Origin of the sequence: Comamonas odontotermitis (assembly GCF_040396735.1) — a bacterium.
GTDB lineage: Bacteria > Pseudomonadota > Gammaproteobacteria > Burkholderiales > Burkholderiaceae_C > Comamonas > Comamonas odontotermitis_C.
The window spans coordinates 134576-155684 of the sequence record NZ_JBEBNZ010000008.1; the positions used below are offsets into that span (position 1 = coordinate 134576).

The 21109-nt window shown below is 63.6% G+C and carries 20 protein-coding genes and 1 riboswitch; of the genes, 10 read left to right on the forward strand and 10 right to left on the reverse strand.

Going from position 1 to position 21109, the window contains the following annotated elements; translation table 11 throughout:
- Positions 1 to 52: 52 nt before the first annotated feature.
- The gene (locus ACH2DG_RS09770) at positions 53 to 994 is read right to left on the reverse strand and encodes a LysR family transcriptional regulator (protein ID WP_395025789.1); all 942 of its coding nucleotides are present in this window, start codon (positions 992 to 994) and stop codon (positions 53 to 55) included.
- A gap of 139 nt (positions 995 to 1133) precedes the next feature.
- On the opposite strand from ACH2DG_RS09770, the gene ACH2DG_RS09775 reads away from it, so the two are divergent.
- Positions 1134 to 1589, forward strand: coding sequence for a PACE efflux transporter (locus ACH2DG_RS09775; protein ID WP_395025790.1), 456 nt, complete (start codon positions 1134 to 1136; stop codon positions 1587 to 1589).
- A gap of 144 nt (positions 1590 to 1733) precedes the next feature.
- Here the strand turns inward: ACH2DG_RS09775 and gltS are convergent, their stop codons facing one another.
- The gene (gene gltS, locus ACH2DG_RS09780; RefSeq protein WP_395025792.1) at positions 1734 to 2972 is read right to left on the reverse strand and encodes a sodium/glutamate symporter; all 1239 of its coding nucleotides are present in this window, start codon (positions 2970 to 2972) and stop codon (positions 1734 to 1736) included.
- Positions 2973 to 3199: 227 nt separating this feature from the next.
- A riboswitch (S-adenosyl-L-homocysteine riboswitch) is annotated at positions 3200 to 3311 on the forward strand.
- Positions 3312 to 3346: 35 nt separating this feature from the next.
- Here gltS and metH point away from each other — a divergent pair.
- The 4 genes from metH (at position 3347) to ACH2DG_RS09800 (ending at position 8635) form a co-directional block, all read left to right on the forward strand.
- Positions 3347 to 6115 (forward strand): methionine synthase, encoded by a 2769-nt coding sequence (gene metH, locus ACH2DG_RS09785; RefSeq protein ID WP_395025793.1) that lies wholly within the window; start codon positions 3347 to 3349, stop codon positions 6113 to 6115.
- Between the two features lie 154 nt (positions 6116 to 6269).
- Positions 6270 to 7094 carry an ABC transporter substrate-binding protein gene (locus ACH2DG_RS09790; protein ID WP_395025795.1) on the forward strand — a complete coding sequence of 275 codons (825 nt, stop codon included), beginning with the start codon at positions 6270 to 6272 and terminating at the stop codon, positions 7092 to 7094.
- A gap of 84 nt (positions 7095 to 7178) precedes the next feature.
- Positions 7179 to 7946, forward strand: a complete 768-nt coding sequence (locus ACH2DG_RS09795; RefSeq protein ID WP_395025797.1) for an amino acid ABC transporter permease — start codon at positions 7179 to 7181, stop codon at positions 7944 to 7946.
- On the forward strand, positions 7943 to 8635 hold the full coding sequence (locus tag ACH2DG_RS09800) for an amino acid ABC transporter permease (RefSeq protein WP_395025798.1): 693 nt from the start codon (positions 7943 to 7945) through the stop codon (positions 8633 to 8635). Before ACH2DG_RS09795 ends, ACH2DG_RS09800 begins: the two co-directional genes overlap by 4 nt.
- A 56-nt stretch (positions 8636 to 8691) precedes the next feature.
- On the opposite strand, the gene ACH2DG_RS09805 is transcribed toward ACH2DG_RS09800, so the two are convergent.
- The 3 genes from ACH2DG_RS09805 to ACH2DG_RS09815 all read right to left on the reverse strand — a co-directional run bounded on the left by ACH2DG_RS09805 (position 8692) and on the right by ACH2DG_RS09815 (position 11403).
- On the reverse strand, positions 8692 to 10062 hold the full coding sequence (locus ACH2DG_RS09805; protein ID WP_395025800.1) for a glycerophosphodiester phosphodiesterase family protein: 1371 nt from the start codon (positions 10060 to 10062) through the stop codon (positions 8692 to 8694).
- A 230-nt stretch (positions 10063 to 10292) separates the two neighbouring features.
- Positions 10293 to 10562, reverse strand: coding sequence for a hypothetical protein (locus ACH2DG_RS09810; RefSeq protein WP_224150927.1), 270 nt, complete (start codon positions 10560 to 10562; stop codon positions 10293 to 10295).
- Positions 10563 to 10620: 58 nt separating this feature from the next.
- The gene (locus tag ACH2DG_RS09815) at positions 10621 to 11403 is read right to left on the reverse strand and encodes an SDR family oxidoreductase (protein WP_224150928.1); all 783 of its coding nucleotides are present in this window, start codon (positions 11401 to 11403) and stop codon (positions 10621 to 10623) included.
- A 125-nt stretch (positions 11404 to 11528) separates the two neighbouring features.
- Between ACH2DG_RS09815 and ACH2DG_RS09820 the strand changes: the two genes are divergently transcribed.
- Positions 11529 to 12443 carry a LysR substrate-binding domain-containing protein gene (locus ACH2DG_RS09820; RefSeq protein ID WP_395025801.1) on the forward strand — a complete coding sequence of 305 codons (915 nt, stop codon included), beginning with the start codon at positions 11529 to 11531 and terminating at the stop codon, positions 12441 to 12443.
- A 15-nt stretch (positions 12444 to 12458) separates the two neighbouring features.
- Here the strand turns inward: ACH2DG_RS09820 and ACH2DG_RS09825 are convergent, their stop codons facing one another.
- Positions 12459 to 13136, reverse strand: coding sequence for an ankyrin repeat domain-containing protein (locus ACH2DG_RS09825; RefSeq protein WP_395025818.1), 678 nt, complete (start codon positions 13134 to 13136; stop codon positions 12459 to 12461).
- Between the two features lie 224 nt (positions 13137 to 13360).
- Here ACH2DG_RS09825 and ACH2DG_RS09830 point away from each other — a divergent pair, with 224 nt between their 5' ends.
- Positions 13361 to 14542, forward strand: coding sequence for a hypothetical protein (locus ACH2DG_RS09830; RefSeq protein WP_395025803.1), 1182 nt, complete (start codon positions 13361 to 13363; stop codon positions 14540 to 14542).
- Between the two features lie 17 nt (positions 14543 to 14559).
- Here the strand turns inward: ACH2DG_RS09830 and ACH2DG_RS09835 are convergent, their stop codons facing one another.
- The 4 genes from ACH2DG_RS09835 to ACH2DG_RS09850 form a co-directional block, all read right to left on the reverse strand.
- Complete coding sequence (locus ACH2DG_RS09835; RefSeq protein WP_395025805.1) at positions 14560 to 15141, reverse strand: pseudouridine synthase; 582 nt, start codon at positions 15139 to 15141, stop codon at positions 14560 to 14562.
- Positions 15138 to 15830: a GntR family transcriptional regulator gene (locus ACH2DG_RS09840; RefSeq protein ID WP_395025806.1), complete on the reverse strand. Its 693-nt coding sequence runs from the start codon at positions 15828 to 15830 to the stop codon at positions 15138 to 15140. The genes ACH2DG_RS09835 and ACH2DG_RS09840 overlap by 4 nt, the downstream gene beginning before the upstream one ends.
- 4 nt (positions 15831 to 15834) lie before the next feature.
- Positions 15835 to 17154 carry a C4-dicarboxylate transporter DctA gene (locus ACH2DG_RS09845; protein WP_395025808.1) on the reverse strand — a complete coding sequence of 440 codons (1320 nt, stop codon included), beginning with the start codon at positions 17152 to 17154 and terminating at the stop codon, positions 15835 to 15837.
- Positions 17155 to 17391: 237 nt separating this feature from the next.
- On the reverse strand, positions 17392 to 17760 hold the full coding sequence (locus ACH2DG_RS09850; RefSeq protein ID WP_184705051.1) for a RidA family protein: 369 nt from the start codon (positions 17758 to 17760) through the stop codon (positions 17392 to 17394).
- 141 nt (positions 17761 to 17901) lie between these two features.
- Between ACH2DG_RS09850 and ACH2DG_RS09855 the strand changes: the two genes are divergently transcribed.
- The 3 genes from ACH2DG_RS09855 to ACH2DG_RS09865 form a co-directional block, all read left to right on the forward strand.
- The gene (locus ACH2DG_RS09855) at positions 17902 to 18555 is read left to right on the forward strand and encodes a TenA family protein (RefSeq protein WP_395025810.1); all 654 of its coding nucleotides are present in this window, start codon (positions 17902 to 17904) and stop codon (positions 18553 to 18555) included.
- Positions 18556 to 18666: 111 nt separating this feature from the next.
- A complete protein-coding gene (locus tag ACH2DG_RS09860; RefSeq protein WP_395025811.1) occupies positions 18667 to 19866 on the forward strand; it encodes a threonine ammonia-lyase in 1200 nt (399 codons plus the stop codon).
- A 302-nt stretch (positions 19867 to 20168) separates the two neighbouring features.
- The coding region (locus ACH2DG_RS09865; protein WP_395025812.1) for a nitrate/nitrite transporter at positions 20169 to 21109 on the forward strand (941 nt) is incomplete at its 3' end.

Genomic DNA, 21109 nt, shown 5'->3' on the forward strand with positions numbered 1-21109 from the left:
CATGAAACGCATGATCATTCCGCGCTGACTGCTCACTTTTTTGAAGCCGATATCACGCATCCGCAAGGGCGGCAGCCTGCACCAGCGCTACAAAGCGCTTGGCAGCAAGGCCCAGGGGGTGTTCCTTGGACCAGACCACATCCACACATAGCTGGTTGCCATTGCTCAGGTTGGCAAATTCCATCGCTACCAGCGCGCCCGATTGCAGCTGCGGCGCCACCAGTTTGCGCGGCAGCCATCCCCAGCCGATACCGGCGCTGATCATGCGCAGCGCGGCTACATGGTTGTCCGTGCGCCAGACATCGCGGGCATAGACCAGCCGCTCGTCGTTCAGGCTCCAGTCGCGGCTGGCCACCACGATCTGGCGCGTGTTGGTGAGGTGGTGCTCGCGCAACAGTGGCGCTGTCTGCTCCACTCCGTGGCGCGCTGCCTGCATCACCGGGTGGGCGGGTGCGATCACCGCCAGCAGGGTCTCGCTGGCCACTTCCTGAAAGCCTTCGCGGCCATCGAGGCTAGGCCGTTCAAAGACCAGCGCCAGCTGCGCGCGGCCGGTGTGCAGCATGGTCAGTGCATCGGCCTGCGGCGCGGTCAGCACCTCGACAGCCAGTTGCGGATACTCCTGCGCCAAGGTGGCCAACGGCTCTGCCCACGGGGCCGACAGCAACTCGGGCGCGATGGCCACCGTCAGGCGTGTCTCCAGGCCCCGCTCCAGAGCGAGCGCATGGGCATTGAGCTGCTGCAACTGGGCGGCCAGCAGGCGTGCCTGAGGTTCGAGCGCCAGCGCAGCGGGCAGCGGTGTGGGCTCGCGCCCGCTGCGGGCAAACAGCGGCATGTTCAGTGCCGCTTCCAGCTGCGCAATCTGCATGCTGACAGCGGACGGCACCTTGCCCAGTGCGCGGGCGGCGGCAGAAAAGCTGCCGTGGTCCAGCACCGCCAGCAAGGTCTGGATGGCGTCGGAATCAAAAGGGGCAAAGGTGGCTGACGACTCGGTCATGGGCAAATCGGGGGCGGCGCGGGCAAGTGCAGCCCGGCTGGGGGTTCACGGTTTCGCATCTTGGCGGGTCGATCTGTCATATTTTCTGAAAGATTCTGACTTATGTTATCAGCACAAGGCACATACCATTGCGAGCCATATGTCAGTTCAAAAAATTCAAGGCAGCCCCTGGTCGCTGCAAGGGCCGTTGCGCCGCGTCACGTATGTGGGTTTGTATGAGGCCATTGCCATCGTGGCGGCAACGGCGGGCCTGTCCGCGCTGTCGGGCCAGGGCGCTGCGCATTCGGGCGTGGTGGCGGTGGTCTCGTCGGTCATCGCCATCTGCTGGAACGTGGTGTGGAACCACCTGTTCGAGATGTGGGAGGCGCGTCAGGACACGCGCGGCCGAGGCATTGGCCGCCGCATTGCCCATGCCATGGGCATGGAAGGGGGCCTGGTCTTCATGCTGGTGCCGCTGTTTGCCTGGTGGTTCAAGGTCAGCCTGTGGGAAGCGCTGGTGATGGACATCGGCCTGCTGCTGTTTTTCCTGGTCTACACCTTCGTCTTCAACTGGAGCTTTGACCGCATTTTTGGCCTGCCGCGCTCCGCGCAGTGAGGGTCTGAAGCGATACTGCAGACAGGCGTTCAACAAGGCATTCAAAAAAGAAGCTGCCAGCGCTTGGTGGGCAAGGTTTTCAGAAGGTAGATGATCTGAAACCCTTATCCATCTAGCGCTGGCAGCTATTATTTTTTAGATTCCTCAGCGCAGCAAGGCAATCATCATCTGCAGCACAAAGGCGTTGATGATGTCGATGAAGAAGGCGCCCACCAACGGAACGATGAGAAACGCCTTGTGCGACGGACCGTACTGGTTGGTGATGGCCTGCATGTTGGCCACGGCCGTGGGCGTAGCGCCCATGCCGAAGCCACAGTGGCCGGCCGCCAGCACGGCAGCGTCGTAATTGCGGCCCATGACGCGGAAGGTCACAAAGGCCGCAAACAGCGCCAGTGTCAGGGTCTGCGCCGCCAGGATGATCATCAGGGGGCCAGCCAGGTCGGTCAGCTCCCAGAGCTTGAGCGAGAGCAAGGCGATCGCCAGATAGATCGACAGGCCTGCGTTGCCGAACACATCGATGGCGCGGTCGAACACCTTGAAGCCAAAGGCATAGTCCAGCACGTTGCGGATGACCACGCCGCCACCCAGCGCCCAGACGAAGGTCGGCAACTGTATGGCGGTGCCTTGGGTGACGCCGGTCATGAATTCGGCAAAGGCCAGGCACCCGGCAAACAGGGCCAGGGTCTCGATGGCGGCCTCGGCGGTGATCAGGCGCGGCGCCGTGTTGGGCGATTCGAAATTGGCCACATCGCTGCCCTCACTCACGGTGGCGCTGTCGCTTTGCTGCTGCTCTGCATTGGTGCGCGGGCGTGCCAATTGGTGGCGGGTGATCAAGCGCTTGGCCAGCGGCCCGCCCAGCAAGCCGCCAATGACGAGGCCGAAGGTGGCGCAGGCAATGCCCAGGGCCGTGGCACCGCTCAGGCCATATTGCTGCTCCAGCACCGCGCCCCAGGCGCCTGCGGTGCCGTGGCCGCCCAACAGCGTGATGGAGCCCGCCACCAGGCCAATCAGCGGATCCAGCCCCAGCAGGGTGGCCAGGCCCACGCCCACGCCGTTCTGCACGACGATGAAGGCCACGATCACGCCCAGGAAGATGATGAGCCCCATGCCGCCTTCGCGCAGCTTGGCAAAGTTGGCACTGAGGCCAATGGACGAGAAGAACACCAGCATGAAGGCCGACTGCAGCCCGGATTCAAAGGACAGGGTGAGCCCGGTGAGCTGGTGCAGCGCAAAGATCACGGCCGCCACGACCAACCCGCCCGAGACAGGCTCGGGGATGTTGAAATCGCGCAGGAAACGGATGTGCCGGGTCAGCAATTTGCCCAGCAACAGCACGAGAACGGCCATGATCAGGGTGTAATAAGCACTGAAGCTCAGGTGCAAGATTTTCTCCTCAGGTGCAGGCCTTGGGCCTGATTGGATACAAAAGTGCAGGTGTTCTCTGCTGATCGGCATATTTTGCCGACAAAACCGCGCAATATGCTCGAAATGCGATGGCAGCGTTCGCAAACGGCGATATAACCCGGGCGGGCGGCGGCATTTGCGGCTGCCATGGCCCTCGCGCGTGCTATAGAGCAGCGCTTGGCGTACTGGCTTAAAATGGCTGGCCTTGTCCCAAGGAGCGCTGCAGCAGGCCGGTGGTATGACCATCGCGGACCTGTCAGGCTTGGGCAGGTGGCTGGGCAGGCTTTGCACTGCCCGCAGCAACGGCGCTCACCTGTTCTATCGTGTATTTCTGGTTTTCACAGGTGAGCCCCATGTCCGCGTCTGATTCTCCCATTTCCGTCCCTCCCATGCGCCTGTCGGGCCTGGAGCCCGTCTTCATCGGCGAGGGCACGCTGTTCGTCAACGTGGGCGAGCGCACCAACGTCACCGGCTCCAAGGCTTTTGCACGCATGATCCTCAACGAGCAGTACGAGGAAGCGCTGTCGGTGGCACGCCAGCAGGTGGAAAACGGCGCCCAGGTCATCGACGTGAACATGGACGAGGCCATGCTCGACAGCAAGGCCGCCATGGTGCGCTTTCTGAACCTGATTGCCTCCGAACCCGACATTGCCAAGGTGCCGGTGATGGTCGATTCGTCCAAGTGGGAGGTCATCGAGGCCGGCCTGCGCTGCCTGCAGGGCAAGGGCATCGTCAATTCCATCTCCATGAAGGAGGGGGTGGACAAGTTCAAGCACGAGGCCAAGCTCATCAAGCGCTACGGCGCAGCCGCCGTGGTCATGGCCTTCGATGAAAAAGGCCAGGCAGACACCTACCAGCGCAAGGTCGAGATCTGCGAGCGCGCCTACCGCGTGCTGGTCGATGAAGTGGGCTTTCCGCCTGAAGACATCATCTTCGACCCCAATATCTTTGCCGTCGCCACCGGGATCGAGGAGCACAACAACTACGCGGTTGAGTTCATCGAGGCCACGCGCTGGATCAAGCAGAACCTGCCTGGCGCCAAGGTGAGCGGTGGCGTCTCCAACGTGAGCTTTTCCTTCCGCGGCAATGACCCGGTGCGCGAGGCCATCCACACCGTGTTCCTCTACCACGCCATCCAGGCGGGCATGGACATGGGCATCGTCAATGCAGGCATGGTGGGCGTCTACGACGATCTGGAGCCGCAACTGCGCGAGCGCGTGGAAGACGTGGTGCTCAACCGCCGCCCCGACGCCGCCGAGCGCCTGCTGGAGATCGCCGAAGCCGCCAAGGGCGCAGCCAAGGACGACAGCAAGAAGCTCGAATGGCGCGGCACGCCCGAGCACCCCAAGACCGTGGGCGAGCGCCTGTCGCATGCGCTGGTGCACGGCATCACCGATTTCATCGTCTCCGATACCGAAGAGGCCTACCAGCAGATCGTGGTGCAAGGGGGCGGACGCCCGCTGCACGTGATCGAAGGCCCGCTGATGGATGGCATGAATATCGTGGGCGACCTGTTCGGCGCGGGCAAGATGTTCCTTCCCCAGGTGGTCAAGAGCGCGCGCGTGATGAAACAGGCCGTGGCCCACCTCATTCCCTACATCGAAGAAGAAAAGCGCCAGCAGGAAGCAGCGGGCCTGGACGTATCGAGCAAGGGCAAGATCGTCATCGCCACCGTCAAGGGCGATGTGCACGACATCGGCAAGAACATCGTCACTGTGGTGCTGCAATGCAACAATTTCGAAGTCATCAACATGGGCGTGATGGTGCCCTGCCATGAGATCCTGGCCCGCGCCAAGGCCGAGGGCGCAGACATCATCGGCCTGTCGGGCCTGATCACCCCCAGCCTCGAAGAGATGCAGTACGTGGCGGGCGAGATGGACAAGGACGACTACTTCCGCATCAAGAAGATTCCGCTCCTGATCGGCGGGGCCACCTGCTCGCGCGTGCACACGGCCGTCAAGATTGCCCCCAAGTACGACGGCCCCGTGGTCTATGTGCCTGATGCCTCGCGCAGCGTAAGCGTCGCGCAAAGCCTGCTGGGCGAAGGCAAGCAGGCCTACCTGAGCGAGCTGGAGGCCGATTACGACAAGGTGCGCCACCAGCACGCCAACAAGAAGAAGACGCCACTGTGGCCGCTGGAGAAGGCACGCGCCAACGCCACGCCGATGGATTTTGCCGCCCACCCCCCCGTGGTGCCGCGCGCGCTGGGTCGCCGCGTGTTCAAGAATTTCGACCTGGCCGAGATCGCCCGCTACATCGACTGGGCCCCGTTCTTCCAGACCTGGGACCTGGCCGGCCCCTATCCCGCCATTCTTGACGACGAGGTGGTGGGCGAGGAAGCGCGCAAGGTGCTGGCCGATGCGCAGGCCATGCTCAAGAAGATCATCGAGGGCCGCTGGCTCACCGCCAATGGCGTGATGGCGCTGTACCCTGCCAACCGCGTGGGCGACGACATCGTGTTCTACAGCGATGAATCGCGCACGGCGGAACTGATGACCTGGTATGGCATGCGCCAGCAGACCGAAAAGCAGGTGGTCGATGGCCCGGATGGCCGGCCCTTGATGCGCCCCAGCCGCTGCCTGTCGGATTTCGTGGCGGCCAGGGAATCGGGCATCGCGGACTACGCGGGCCTGTTTGCCGTGACGGCCGGCATCGGCGCCGAGAAGAAGGACAAGGAGTTCCAGGACGCGCTGGACGACTACTCGGGCATCATGTTCAAGGCACTGGCCGATCGCCTGGCCGAGGCCTTTGCCGAATGCCTGCACGAGCGCGTGCGCAAGGACCTGTGGGGCTATGCCGCTGATGAGGCCTTGAGCAACGAGCAGCTCATCAAGGAGCAGTACAAGGGCATCCGGCCCGCGCCCGGTTACCCCGCTTGCCCCGACCACACGGCCAAGATCGACCTGTTCCAGCTGCTGGACGCCAAGGACATCGGCATGGAGCTGACCGACAGCCTGGCCATGTTCCCGGCATCGAGCGTGAGCGGCTTCTACCTGGGAAGCCCCGAGGCCACCTATTTCAACGTGGGCCAGATCGGCGAAGACCAGCTGGCCGACATGGCCGAGCGCCGGGGCATGGACATCGAGGAGTTGCGGCGCAAGCTGGCGCCCAACCTGGGGTGATGGCATAGCGGGCAAATCGCTGGCTGTACATGCGAAATCTACATATCGATTGAATGAAAGCGTCGTTGCCTAACGACGGTTCGGCTTTCTACACTGACTTCACTGTGCTGCGGCCCGAGGGGCTGCACACGGGTTTGTTCAAGAAAGCATCGATATGAAAAACAAGACACTGGCGCTGGTCGCCACCGCTGCGCTGGCAGCACTGGCATCGGGCGCCGCCTGGGCGGATCGCCTGCAGGACATCAAGCAGGCAGGGGTGCTGCGCGTGGCGGCGTTTGATGCCAACCCGCCTTTCGGCTTCGTCGACCCCAAGACTCGCAAGATCGTGGGTCTGGACGTGGACTATGCGCAGGAGTTCGCCAAGCGCCTGGGCGTGAAGCTGCAATTGGTGCCGACCAATCCGGCCAACCGCGTGCCGCTTTTGCTGGCGGGCAAGGTCGATCTGGTGCTGGCCAACTTCACCATCACCGACGAGCGCGCCAGGCAGGTGGGCTTCAGCATTCCGTACTTTGCTTCGGGCACGCAGTTCATCGCACCCAAGGGCACATTGACCACGCCGCAGCAACTGAGTGCGCTGCGCATTGGCGTGGACAAGGGCACGACCAACGAGATCGTGCTGCGCGAAAAGTACCCCCAGGCGACCCTGGTGGCCTATGACGACACGCCGTTTGCCTTTACCGCGTTGCGCAATGGCAATGTGCAGGCCATTTCGCAGGATGGCCCCAAGCTGGTGGGCCTGCTGGCCACCATCAAGGACAAGCAGGAGCGTGACAAGTGGGAGGTTCCGGCCTTCACGATCTCCAGCGACTACATCGGCGTGGGCATTCCCAGGGGCGAGGCTGCTCTGACCGATTTCGTCAACACTGCCTTGCAGGAGCTGGAAGTCAATGGCGGGGCCGGCAAGATCTACGACACCTGGTTCGGCCCGCAAAGCGCGACGCCGCTGGTGCGCAATTTCAAGATTGGCGACAAGCGCTGAGTCCTGCCATCGGCCATCGCCATCGCCATGGCACCTGCCTGATCCCGGCCTGCGCCGGGACTCGGGTTTTGTGCGCTGACAGACATGCATCCTCTCCTTCTCTGGCTCGATCCGGTCTGGCAGCACCTGCTGGCCGGTAAATACTGGCACTGGCTGCTCGGCGGCTGGTGCGTCACCATGCTGACCTCGCTGCTGGCCATTGCCGCAGCCACGCTGCTGGGCATTGGCTTTGCCCTGGCGCGCAATTCCAGGCTGGCGCCGGTGCGCGGGCTCGCCCTGGTCTATCTGTCGGTGTTCCGCAATACACCGCTGCTGGTGCAGCTGTTCTTCTGGTACTTCGGGGTACCCAGCCTGCTGCCAGCCGAGTGGATGGCCTGGCTCAACAGGCCACACCCGCTGGGCGGAGGCTGGTTCAGCCTGGGCTGGCCTTCCTTCGAGTTCATCTCGGCGGCGGTCGGCCTGGTGTTCTATTCCACCGCCTATGTGGGCGAGGAGGTGCGTGCAGGCATTCGCAGTGTGGCGCCCAGCCAGGTTCAGGCCGCGCGTTCGCTGGGTATGACGGGCTGGCAGGTGCAGCGCCACATCGTGCTGCCGCAGGCGCTGGCCACCATTACCTCGCCGCTGCTGGGGCAGTACATGAACATCATCAAGAACACATCGCTGGGCATGACCATCGGCCTGGTCGAGCTGTCCTACCGCGCGCGCCAGGCCGAGGCCGAGACCTTCCAGTCCTTCCAGGTGTATGGCATCACCACACTGCTGTACATCGTGCTGATTCTCGCGCTGGAGGTGCTCGGCCGGCACCTGGAACGTCGGCGCCGCTGGGGCCGGGTACAGCTGAGGCGGGCATGAACTTTTCCGCATTGGAAGACGATTGGCTCTACCTGCTGGTGGGGACCTTCCCCGAGGGGCCGCCTGGTGGCGCGCTGCTGACGCTGATCCTGAGCGCCAGCTCGGGCCTGCTGTCCGCCGTGCTGGGCCTGGTGCTGGGTGTGGCCCTGGTGATGGGTACCGGGCGATGGAGCGGATGGTTGCGCGCTGTGCTGGGCTTTTTGCGCGCCATTCCGGTGCTGCTGCTGATCTTCTGGATCTACTTTCTGCTGCCGGTGCTCTTCCATATGGATGTGCCCGGCAGCGTCTCGGTGGTCTGCGCGCTGTCGCTGGTCAGCGGTGCCTACCTGGCGCACGGGGTGGCGGCGGGCATTGGCGCCGTAGGGCAAGGCCAGTGGGATGCGGGGGCTGCGCTGGGCCTGACGCGCTGGCAGGTGCTGCGCAGCCTGATCCTGCCCCAGGCCTTGCCGGTGATGCTGCCGTCGTTCGTGAACCAGTGGGTCACCCTGATCAAGGACAGCTCGCTCGCCTACATCGTGGGAGTGGGTGAGTTGTCCTTTCTGTCCACCCAGGTCAATGCGCGGCTGATGGTGCATCCTGCCGAGGTGTTTTTGCTGGTGGGCGCCATCTACTGGTTGCTGTGCTCGCTGCTCAACCTGTTGGCCTGGGCGGTGGAGCGCAGGGGCAGGGCGGGTTGGGCACATGCATAGGCAAGAAAAAAGGACGCATGGCGTCCTTTGCATTGTGCGGGCACAGGCTTGCGGGCTTACTTGCCTTTCAGCTCGGCAATATAGGCGTCGCGCGCCTTCACTCCGGTCGGGGTGAAGTCGGTGAAAACGCCATCGATGCCCAGGCGGTAGTAGGCGAGGAACTCCTGCACCGGGTCTCCCTTGTAGATACCGGCAAGGCGCCCCGCCTCGTTGCGGAAGGTGAAGCTGTGCACCACCAGGCCTGCCTTGTGCGCGTTGGCGATCAGGCCGGTGTCCTTGAGCGTGTTCACGTCCTTGAGGCCCGCGCCTTCCTTGTACGGCACCACCGAGTGGGCCAGCACCTGGGGTTTCCAGGGGCCGATGCCGTCGGCATAGGTCTTGATCTCGGCGAGGCCCGCCGGGGTCTGCATGACGGCGAAGGTGCGCGCATCACCGGCCAGCGTCCAGCTGTAGGGGCGGCCGCTGATGAAGGTCCACTCATCGGTGGTGATGTAGACCATCGAGCCGTCCTTGAGGTCGAAATCATTGCCGTCGATCAGCTGCACGCCCTTGGCCTTCATGCCGGCTTTGCGCAGGTATTTCAGGCTTTCGGGGTCAAAGCTCTGGATGTAGATGGGGGCATCCTTGCTGTTGAGCTTGTTCTTCTCCAACAGGGCCAGGGTGGCGTCTTCCAGCGGATGACTGCCGGGTGCGCCGCAGCCATTGGCGATGGCCTGCTGGTTGTTCCAGTAGGGGTTCTTGGTTTCGGCGTAGACCGGGATGGTGCGGCCTACCGCCTTGCCCTTGGCCGTGGCGATGTCGATCACATCCTGCGCGCTGATGAGCGGCAGCTTGCCGTTCCACTCGGTGGGGCGATCCGCACGGTTGTCCAGGGTGGTGCCGCCGATCCAGTCGCGCAGCTCCTGCATCGTGAAGTCGCTGATCGACCAGTCGTTGCTGTGGTCTTCGCCATCGACCACCAGGGGCTTGAGCACCGACTTGGGATCGCTGGGGTTGATCTGGTCGCTCAGGTACTGCGCGGGGCCGTTGGCGGGAATGGCAGGGTACTTCACATCCACCAGCACGCCCTTGGCCGTGCGCTTGCGGGCGGCTACGGCGGCATTGGTCTTGGCAACATCGGCGATGTTGGTGCTGTCCCCCAGCCACGCATTGTGGCGTGCCACCAGCTGGCAGTCACGCGTCAGGTGCATGTCCAGCTCGATCATGTCGGCACCGGCGTCAATGGCCTTCTCGTAGGCCATGCGTGTCTGCTCGGGGTACATGCCGGAGTAGCCACGGTGCGCGATCACCTGGGGCTGGTAGCCGTCCAGGGTGAGGAAGCGCACACCATCATCGCCGCCGCCACCGCCGCAGGCGGTCAGCAGCAGGGCGCCACACAGGGCCGTGCCCAGCGCTGTCAGGTGGAACTTGGGGTTACGTGTTGTCATAGGAATCGACCAAGGGTTGAGAAAGCGAAAGGTGGGAGGATGCTGCGGGCGCGGTATGACTGTGGTGTGACAGTGTGCCCGGCCGTCAGCCTGCGCCAACGGCAACGCCGCCATGTGGCAGCTCGCTTGCGCAAACTGCTGCATGGCAGCGTACGGGATTGCGGGCGCTTTACCCAGAACTTTCGATATTGCGTCGCAGCAAATGTGGCATAAACACTTTCTCGACTTTCTCAGGCGCGTTGCAGCAGCCAGACCAGTACCAGCGCCAGCGCAGCGGGCACGGCAAAGTTGAGCAGCAGGATGGGCAGCTCCTGCGCCACGGTGTAGCCTGCCTTGCTCACACCCACCCACATATTGGCCAGGGTCATCGCCAGCCACACAGGGATGAATGCCTTGGCGCCGGTCGCCATGCTGGCTGCATCGGCCCCCCATAGCTTGCCCAGCAGCACGAAAACGGCGAGTTGCAGCACGCCCGTCACCATCACCAGCAGCATGTGCATGGCGGTCTCCTCTTGGTTGAAAGCTATGCGGCCTGCCGCGGGTGCAAGCCGTGTCTGCTTATTTTGTCGTGTAGCCGCCGTTGATCAAGATGGTTTGCCCGGTGATCCACCAGCCGTCGCTCACCAGGTGGCGCACAAAGGGCACCACGTCTTCGATATCGGTGAGCCCTGTCTGGCTGAAGGGCGAGAGGGCCGCTGCGCTCTTGTGGTAGGCCTGGGCATCGGTGCTTTCCTGGCCGTAGAAGAACGGTGTATCCATCGGGCCGGGCCCCACGGCGGTCACCGAGATGCCGCGTGCGCCGAATTCCTTGGCGGCGGCGCGGGTGTAGTGTTCCACCGGTGCCTTGGTGCCGGCATACGACGAATAGAACGGTGTGAACGCTCCGAGCAGCGACGTCACCAGGGTGCAGACCTTGCCGCCATCGTTCACATGCTTGCCCGCTTCCTTCAGAAAGAAGAAGGCAGCCTTGTTGTTGACGGCGTCCATTTCGTCAAATTCGGCCTCGCTGATCTCGGCCATGGGTTTCTTGAGTACCTTGCCCACGGTGTTGATGGCGATGTCCGGGCGTCCCACGGCGGCAACGGCGTCGGCAAACAGTTTTTCCACCGCTGCTGCCGTCGTCAGGTCGCCCTGCAGGATGACAGCCTTGGCGCCGAGCTTTTGCACGGCAGCCAGAGTCTGCTCGGCATCGGCCTTGCTGGCAGCGCTGTTGTAGTGGATGGCAATGGCCTTGGCGCCGTGCTGGGCGAAGTCCGTGGCAAGCAGGCCGCCCAGGTTCTTGGCGCCACCGGCGATCAATACGGTCTTGCCCTGCAGGCTGTGTTTGGAGGAAGAAGACATGAACGAATACTCCTGTGCATGAATCAGAGGTACTCAGCGTAATTGGTTGTAAATCAAAGATAAATATAGAATTTAGTCCATATTTATTCAGAATTTACTAACAATCTACGCCTGTTCTGCGCACCATGGACCGTATAGACCTGCTCCAGATTTTTCTGCGCGTGGCCGCAACTGGCAGCTTTTCGCAAGCGGCCGATCAGCTGTCGCTGCCGCGGCCTACGGTGTCGCTCGCCGTGCAGCAGCTGGAGGCGCGCCTGGGCACAAGGTTGCTGCACCGCACCACGCGCAAGGTGGCGCTCACGCTCGATGGCCATGCCCTGGTGGAGCGCGCCAGCAGCCTGGTGGATGAGATGCAGGATCTGGAACAGCGCTTTCGCCCCAACCACCATGCGGTGGCGGGACGGCTGCGCATCGATGTGCCCAGCCGCGTGGCGCGCCTGCTCATCGCGCCAGCCCTGCCTGCCTTGCTGGCGCAGCACCCGGGGCTGGAGGTGGATCTGGGCTCCAGTGACCGCGCGGTCGATCTGGTGCTGGAGCATGTGGATTGCGCGCTACGCGTGGGGCCGCTGGCCGACAGCAGCCTGGTGGCCAAGCCGCTGGGCAGCATGCGTCTCATCAACTGCGCAAGCCCTGCCTATCTGGCGCAGCATGGCACGCCTCAGGGCCCGGCCGATCTGGTGGCGCACCAGGTGGTGCGCTACAACTCACCCACCACCGGCCGCGCCGCACCCTGGGAATGGGTGGAGGGCGGCAGCGAACACAGCCGGGTGGTGCCCGGCGCCGTGGGCGCCAACCATGTGGAGAGCTATATCGCCTGCGCCCTGGCCGGGCTGGGGCTCATCCAGATTCCGCAGTACGACGTGCGCGGCCACCTGCAAGCGGGTGAGCTGGTGGAGGTGCTGCACGATTACCCACCGCCCGCCTTGCCGGTGCATGTGCTCTACCCGCACCGCACGCACCTTTCGCGCCGGGTGCGTGTGTTCATCGACTGGGTGGCGCAGCTGCTGGTGCAGGCGGGGGCAGTGGATGATGCTGTTTAATAAATCGCTTGCAAATCAACGCGCACCAGCTGCGGTCAGCATTTTTTCCATGGCCTGGTAGCCCCGCTGCCTGGCATGGGCCAGCGGTGTCACGCCGTCCTTGTCGGCCAGGTTCACATCCGCCTTGGCATCGATCAGCAATTGCACGATCTGCTGGTGGCGCGGCCCGCCATCTGACAGGATGATGGCTTCGAGCAGGCCCGTCCATCCCAGGCGGTTGACATGGTTCACGTCGGTGCCTGCGGCGATGAGGGTACGCACGGTCTCGACATGGCCGCGCTCGCAGGCGGGAATGAGCGCGGTGCCACCGTAGCGGTTGGTGCTGCGCAGATCGGCACCATGGGCCAAGGTCATTTTCAGAATTTCCAGATGACCGCGCGCACCGGCGTACAGGTACGGACTGTCCTGCATGTCGTCCTTGGCATTCACATCGGCACCCGCCTCGATCAGCGCCCTGGCCGCATCCACACGGTTGCCATGGGTGGCCACCAGCAAGGCGGTGCGGCCCTGGGCGTCACGGGCGTCAATGGCGGCACCTTCCCTGATGCGCTGGCGGATCGTGGAGACATCATTGGCCGCAGCGGCCTGGTGCAAGCGGAGGCTGGTCATGGCAGGGGTGGATGGACGGGTTGGTGCGTTTGTGGTGGCCTGGGCATGGGCTGTTGCTGCCCATGGCGCGCTGAGTGCGCCCATCAGGCAGAGTGCGAGAAAACGGTGCAAGGCTTTCCTCCTGGTTGTTGGGCGTGAGGAGATCGCGTGGTGAGTGCGAAAGGTTTTGGGGATCGTAGCATTGCCTGAACCCATATACTCACAAATTAATAGCTGCTGGTGCACAACTGGTGAGCACCAGCAGGTGATTTATATCTATATCGATGCTGACCGAATGAGGTGCAGCGAACCCATCATCCCTCCAAGACATGCTGAAAAATGCAGCACGCGCCCATCCTTGCCGCGCAAAGTGCTATCAAAAACAAAGTGGAAACGCAGCGCTGCTGGGCCTGGGCTGGTGCGTGATGGCGGTGCTGGCGCTGGTGATGCTGTGGCTGCTGGCGCCGCTGCTCATTGGCATCGTGGTGGGCCTGGGGGTGACCGTGCTGCTGTGCCAGGGCATTCGAATCGGACGGGCGTTGCAGGCAAAGTCGCTGGCGAGTGCCGAGGCCGCCGAGGAGGCGGCGCGTATGCCGCGCTGGGTGCCGTTTGCGGCAATGCTGTTCACGCTGATCGGCGGCGCAACGGGCTGGCTCACCCTGTTGTGGCTGCCCGAGGGCCTGCATCCGCAGCAGGTGCTGCCCCTGGGTACGGCGCTGTTCTGCGCGCTGGTGGTGTTCGTGCTGGTGTGGTTGGTGGGCCAATTGTCCACCGGTTGGGGCCTTCTGCGACAGGGAGAGGCCTGGAATGCGGCCCCCATGTCTTCGGATTGGTGGGTCTGGGCGCTGTTGTGGGCCCTGCCTACTGGCGTGGTGGTGGGACTGGCGGCGCCCAATCAGGCACGCCAGAAAGCCTGGGGCGAGCAATGGCGTGGGTACTACAGCGTGCCTATCCGCATTGCGCTGGTACCCGTGGGCAACAGTGCATCACGCCAGCAGCGCGATGCCGCCCTGCTGCAGTTGGTGGGCCCCTTGCTGGAACAGGGCAGCCGCCGGGTGGAGGCCCGCCTTCGCACCCGCAATGGCACCACGGTCATGACAGCTGCCATTCCGGCGCGCTACCGTTGGGCAGACGACGCGCTGGAGATTCGGCTGGCTGGCGAACTGGAGTCCCAAGCGCTGGCCTTGCATATGCAGGCGATGCAAGGGGCCGCCCACGGCGATGCGAGAGCGTGGATGCTGCTGGGTTTGGCGCAATGCCAGCCAGCACCCAGTGCGCTGGCAGCGCTGAGCATGGAGCACCGCCGCGCGCAGTGGAAGCGCACCCAGGCCTGCGCAAGAGAGCGGAGCGCCGAAATTCAACGTCTGGCGGCTGCGCTGCAGGGGCAGATCAGTGCCGTGCAAGTGTTGCCGGGCGTTCACTTTCGCCCCTGGCCGCTGCGGCAGGGTTGGCGTGCGGTGGATTTGCCCTCTGGCGAAGCGCTGGAGGCCGTACCTTTGATGGCGCGTTAACCAATTCTTGCGAGATGCTAGGCCGCAGGTTGCAGGCAGTCTGCCCATTCACCCGGGAGCAAGCCATCCAGCGTATAAGGCCCGATGGCCATACGCACCAGCCGCAAGGTCGGGTGGCCGACGGCTGCAGTCATGCGGCGCACCTGGCGGTTCTTGCCTTCGCGGATGATGAGCTCAATCCAGCAATCGGGAATGCTCTGCCGTACCCGGATCGGCGGGTTGCGCGGCCACATCTCCGGCTGGGGGGCGAGCAGGCGCACCTGCGCGGGCAGCGTCTTGCCGTCTTTGAGCACCACGCCCTCGCGCAGCTGCTGCAACGCAGCATCGGTAGGAATGCCTTCCACCTGCACCCAGTAGGTCTTGGCCATCTTGTGGCGCGGGTCGGCGATGTGCGCCTGCAGCCTGCCGTCATTGGTCAACAGCAGCAGGCCTTCGCTGTCGGCGTCCAGGCGGCCTGCCACGTACACGCCCGGTACGTCGATCCAGTCCTTGAGCGCCGTCCAACGCCCTTCGGGGGTGAACTGGCTGAGTACGCCATAGGGCTTGTGAAAGCGCAGCAGACGTGGCGCGGCTGCGGATTGGGGCTGGCGCCTGTTCATCGCAGCACCGGAGCCAGGGTGGCACGCAGGCGTTCGCTGGGCGCGGGTTCCGGCTCGGGCGAGGGCGGTGCAATCTCCAGCGCCTCTTCCACCTGGCCGATGTGCGCCAGCATCAGCGCGCGGGCCTGGGCGGTGTCGCCGCGCTCCAGCGCCGCAACGATGCTGGCATGGTCGGCGCAGGATTGCTCGGCACTGTGCTGCGACTGGTAGAGCGTGGCGGCCAGTGTGGTGCGGGCGGTCAGGTCGCGCAGGGTATTGGCCAGCAGGCGGTGGCCCATCTGCTCGGCCAGGCATACGTGAAAGTCGGCCAGCAAAAAGGCGCGGGTGGCGGCATCGGCGCCCCGGATGGCGCGCTCTTCCTCGCCGATGTGCTGGCGCAGCTGCCCGATCACCTTCTGCATCGGGCGTCCGGCCGCATCGATGATGCCCGATTCGATGATGCGGCGCGCGGCAAAGGCATCGCGCGCGTCGTCGGCGCTGGGTTGCACCACATACCAGCCGCGTCGCGGCTGCACCTGCACGAAGCCGCGCGCCTGCAATTGCATCAGCGCTTCGCGCACCACGGTGCGGCTCACGGCAAAGTTATCCGCCAGCTCCTGCTCCCCCAGGCGCTCTCCGGGCGAGAGCTTCTGCGCCAGGATGGCTTCGACAACGCGCTCGGCGATGGAGGTAGGGGTGACAGGAGACATGGACTCAGGCGTGGGATTCGGACGTACCCGATTGTGCCGCCGATTGGGGTGCATCTTCGGCGATGCGCTCGCCATTGAGCACGCGATGGGCACGTTCGCGGTCGATATCGCCTTCCCAGGCGGCGATGGCTACCGTGGCCACGCAGTTGCCGATCAGGTTGCCCAGCGCACGGGCGATGCCCATGAACCAGTCCACCGACAGCACCAGCACCAGGCCGATGGCGGGAATCGCGGGGATCGCATGCAAGGTGGCTGCCAGCACCACGATGGCCGAGCCCGGCACGCCGTGTGCGCCCTTGGAGGTGACCAGCGCAATGGCCAGGATGGTCAGCAGGTCGGACATGCTGATGGGCGTGTTGGTGGCCTGGGCGATGAATACCGCGGCCAGCGTGATGTAGATGGAGAACGCATCGAGGTTGAATGAGTAGCCGGTGGGGATCACCAGGCCCACGGTGGAATCGCGCACGCCCATGTTGCGCAGCTTGGCCATCACCTGCGGCAGCACGCTGTCGGACGAGGTGGTGGCGAACACGATGGTCAGCTCTTCACGCAGGTAGCGCAGCAGCTTGATGAGGCTGAAGCCGGACATTCGCATCACCAGGCCCAGCACCACGAACACGAAGAACAGCACTGCTACGTAGAACAGGCCCACCAGCATGCCCAGCTGCTTGAGCGAGCCGATCCCATACTTGCCCACGGTGAAGGCAATGGCACCCAGCACGCCCAGCGGCGCCAGCTTGATGATGATGCCCATGATCTTGAACAGCGCGAGGGCGGTCATGTCCACCAGATCGGCCAGCGGCTTGACGCGGTCGCCCAACAGGGTGAGCGCACAGCCGAACAGCACCGCAAACAGCAGCACCTGCAGCACATCGCCCTTGGCAAAGGCATCCACCACCGTCGTGGGGATGAGCTTCATCAGGAAATCCACCGTGCCGCCGCTGGTCAGCTTGTCGGCATTGCTGGCGTAGGCTGCCATGGCCGCCGGATCGAGCTGGCTGACATCCACGTTCATGCCGACACCGGGCTCGAACACAAAGGCCAGCACCAGCCCCATGGCCAGTGCGATCGTTGTGAGCACTTCAAAGTAGATCAGTGATTTGACCCCCACGCGACCCACGCGTTTCAAGTCGCCCGCCCCGGCAATGCCGTGCACGACCACGCAGAACACCAGCACGGGGATGATCATCTTGATCAGCTTGATGAAGCCGTCGCCCAGCGGCTTGAGTTTGACGGCGTATTCAGGCGTCAGCAGGCCAACGATCACACCCACAATGAGTGCGATCACCACCTGCCCGAAGAGGGATTTGACAAAGCGGCGCATGGGAGGGATTCCTTGAAAAGTATTTGCATACAAGATTTATTTATCTTGTGTACAAGAATGTACTCAAGGAGTTTGTGGCGCATGCAGCGGGTATTCCCGGTAGTGCGGCCGCAGTTGCCAAAAGCCAAAAGGCATACCCGGGAAGTGTTTCCATGGGCATGCCTTTTGGCAGAGCGCAGCCTCAGCAGGGCAAAGGCCTGCGCTGGCGCATAACAGTCATTCCTGCGCGGGAATGCTTCAGCGGGCTGATTCCACTGCTGCCACCACCACCACCTCGATCTTGTAGGCGGGGTTGGCCAGCTGTGCCTGCACGGTGGCGCGGGGCGGCGTGTGACCTGCGGCGACCCAGGCGTCCCAGACTTCGTTCATCTGGCCGATTTCGCTGATATCGGTCAGGTAAATCTGGCACTGCAGGATGCTTTGCTTGCTGGAGCCGGCCTCGCCCAGCAGGCGGTCGATGTGGCCCAGCACTTCCTGCGTCTGCGTCTTGATGTCGGCACCGGGGCTGTTTTCCGGAATCTGGCCTGCCAGATACACGGTGCCGTTGTAGATGGCGGTTTCGGACAGGCGGGCGCCCACATGGCGGCGGTCGATGGCAGAGGTCATGCGTGTCTTTCTGTGGATGAAAAGATTTTCAAAAATCATAGCGCATGGCGCGCACTGGTGGAGCGCCTAGGGCTGTTTTGGTGCGGATGCGGCACAATGGCGTTCTTACCGCGCAGGAGTCTGCGCCAACGAGACCATGCCATGAGCCAACGATTTTCCGAGTCCCTCAAAGAACTGAACCGCACGCCGTGGCAGGCCTGCACCCAGCACCGCTTCATCAACGAAATGTTCGCAGGAACCCTGGACGACGCCGTGCTGCACCGCTACCTCGTGCAGGATTACCAGTTCATCAACCAGTTTGTCGCCCTGCTGGGCGCGGCCATTGCCAGTGCCGACCAGTTTGCGCCGCGCGTCACCCTGTCGCAGTTTGCGGCCATGATCACGAGCGACGAAAACACCTATTTCATCCGCAGCTTTGACGCGCTGGGCGTGGCCGAATCCGACCGCCACCTGCCGCAGCTGAGCCTGCCCACGGTGCAGTTCCAGGCGCTGATGCTGGAGGCCGCGCGCACCCAGCAATATGCCAACTGTCTGGCCGTGCTGTGCGTGGCAGAAGGCCTGTACCTGGATGCATTCGACCGCGAAGGCGCTGCATTGCCGCCCCGCTTCGAGCATGCCGAATGGATACATCTGCATGCCAATGACTTCTTCCGCGGCTTTGTCGGCTGGTTGCGCGCCGAGCTGGACCGCGTGGGCGAGGGCCTCGATCCCCAGGCCCGGGCCGACGCGGCAGATTTTTTTGCCCGCGCCGTTGCGCTGGAGCAGAACTTCTTCGACCATGTTTATGCCGTCTAGCGCTTGTTGACAGGACAACATACCGTCAAAAAAAAGAGCAAAACGGCCCGTGCCTCATGACGCGCACATCGCTTGCAGGCGCGGCCCTTCTTCCTGACAATGCCATCCACCATGCTCAGCATCCAAGACATCCGCGCTGCCGCGCAGCGCATCCAAGGCAAGGTCGAACGCACGCCTTGCCTGTATTCACACACCCTGTCGAACATCGTCGGCGCCAAGGTGTACCTCAAGTTCGAGAACCTGCAGTTCACTGCGGCCTTCAAGGAGCGCGGTGCCTGCAACAAGCTGATGCAGCTGACCGGCGAGCAGCGTTTGCGTGGCGTGATCGCCATGAGCGCAGGCAACCATGCGCAGGGCGTGGCCTACCACGCCCAGCAGCTGGGCATTCGTGCCGTCATCGTGATGCCGCGCTTCACGCCCGGGGTGAAGGTGGAGCGCACGCGCAGCTTTGGGGCCGAAGTCGTGCTGCATGGCGATACGCTGGAGGAAGCACGCATCCACGCCTACGCGATGGCGGATGCGCAGCAACTGGTGTTCGTGCACCCGTTCGACGACGAGGACATTGCCGCTGGCCAGGGAACGCTGGCGCTGGAGATGCTCGAAGACCATCCCGATCTGGACGCCTTGCTGGTGGCCGTGGGCGGCGGCGGTTTGATTGCCGGCATTGCCACGGCGGCCAAGGCCATCCAACCCGGGATCGAGGTGGTGGGCGTGCAGACATCACGTTTCCCCAGCATGCTCAATGCCGTGCAGCACAAGGACTTGCCCGTCGGCGTCTCCACCATGGCCGAAGGCATTGCGGTGGCGACGGCGGGCATGATCACCCGCCAGATCGTGGCCGAGACGGTGGATGATCTGGTGCTGGTGGAAGAGGGCGATATCGAGCAGGCCGTGCTGATGCTGCTGGAGATCGAAAAGACCCTGGTGGAGGGCGCGGGCTCGGTGGGCCTGGCGGCGCTGCTGCGCTATCCGGACCGCTTCAAGGGCAAGAAGGTGGGCCTGATCCTGTCGGGCGGCAACATCGATCCGCTGCTGCTCGCGTCCATCATCCAGCGGGGCATGGTGCGTTCCGGGCGGCTGGCGCGGCTGCGCATCAGCTCGCGCGACGTGCCAGGCATGCTGGCGCGCATCACGGCCATCGTGGCCGAGGCGGGCGCCAATATCGAAGAGGTGCACCACCAGCGCGCCTTCACCAAGCTGGCCGCACAGAACACCGAAATCGACATCGTGCTGCAGACCCGCAGCAATGCGCATATCCAGGAAGTGATGGATAAGCTGCGCGCAGCAGGCATGCAGGTGGAGCTGGCCTGAGGCAACGCTGGCGCTGACGACGCCCCTCCGGGCGCCGTCGGCATGCGGCATCGGGTAACGGCGTTGGCCGTGCAGAGCGGCTCGCCAACGTGGCGAAAAACCTTTTATCGTGCTTGCATGATGGCACCGCGCATTTGATGCAGATCATGTATCTGAAGGATTTACGGCGCAGTAGTTCTTCAGAACGATGGCATGGCGGCGGCCATCGTTCTTCTGGCGCGGCGTGATGCACTAACAGGTGGATGGTGCAGCGCGGCCTGGCGCGCGACAGTGGAGGCAGATTCAACAACATCTGCCCCACCATGGATTCCGCCTCCGCACCCCCCGCTGTCTCCCGCCAGGCCTGGAGCGTTCTCGCCGTCAGCACGCTGGCCTTCACCGTCTGCTTCATGGTGTGGATGATGTTTGGCGTCATCGGCATTCCGCTCAAGAAGCAGCTGGGCCTGAATGCCACCGAGTTCGGCCTGCTCACCGCCATGCCTGTGCTCTCGGGCTCGCTGGTGCGGGTGCCGCTGGGCATCTGGACGGACCGCTATGGCGGCCGCATTGTGATGACCCTATTGATGGCCGTCACCGTTCCAGCCATCTGGCTCATGGCCTTTGCCACGCAGTACTGGCAGTTTCTGGTCATCGGCCTTTTCGTCGGTCTGGCTGGCGGCTCGTTCTCGGTGGGCACGCCTTACGTTGCACGCTGGTTCCCCAAGAGCCGCCAGGGCATGGCGATGGGTGTGTACGGCGCCGGCAACTCGGGCTCGGCGGTCAACAAGTTCCTCGCGCCCGCACTGCTGGTGGTGGGTGGCTGGGCGCTGGTGCCCCAGGTCTATGCCGCCATCCTGGCGGGCACCGTGGTGCTGTTCTGGTTGTTCAGCTCGCACGATCCAAGGCATCTGGTGGCCAGCAATGTGCGTTTTGTCGACCAGCTCAAGGCCTTGAAGGACCCGCGTGTGCTCAAGTACTGCCAGTACTACAGCATCGTTTTCGGTGGCTATGTGGCGCTGGCACTGTGGATGGTGCAGTACTACGTGGGCGAATACGGCCTGGATATCCGCGTGGCTGCGCTCCTGGCGGCCTGCTTTTCGCTGCCCGGCGGGGTGCTGCGCGCCATTGGCGGTGTGCTGTCGGACAAATATGGCGCCCACAAGGTCACCTGGTGGGTGATGTGGGTGAGCTGGATTTGCCTGTTCCTGTTGAGCTATCCGCAGACCGATTTCACCATTGCCACCATCAACGGCCCCAAAACATT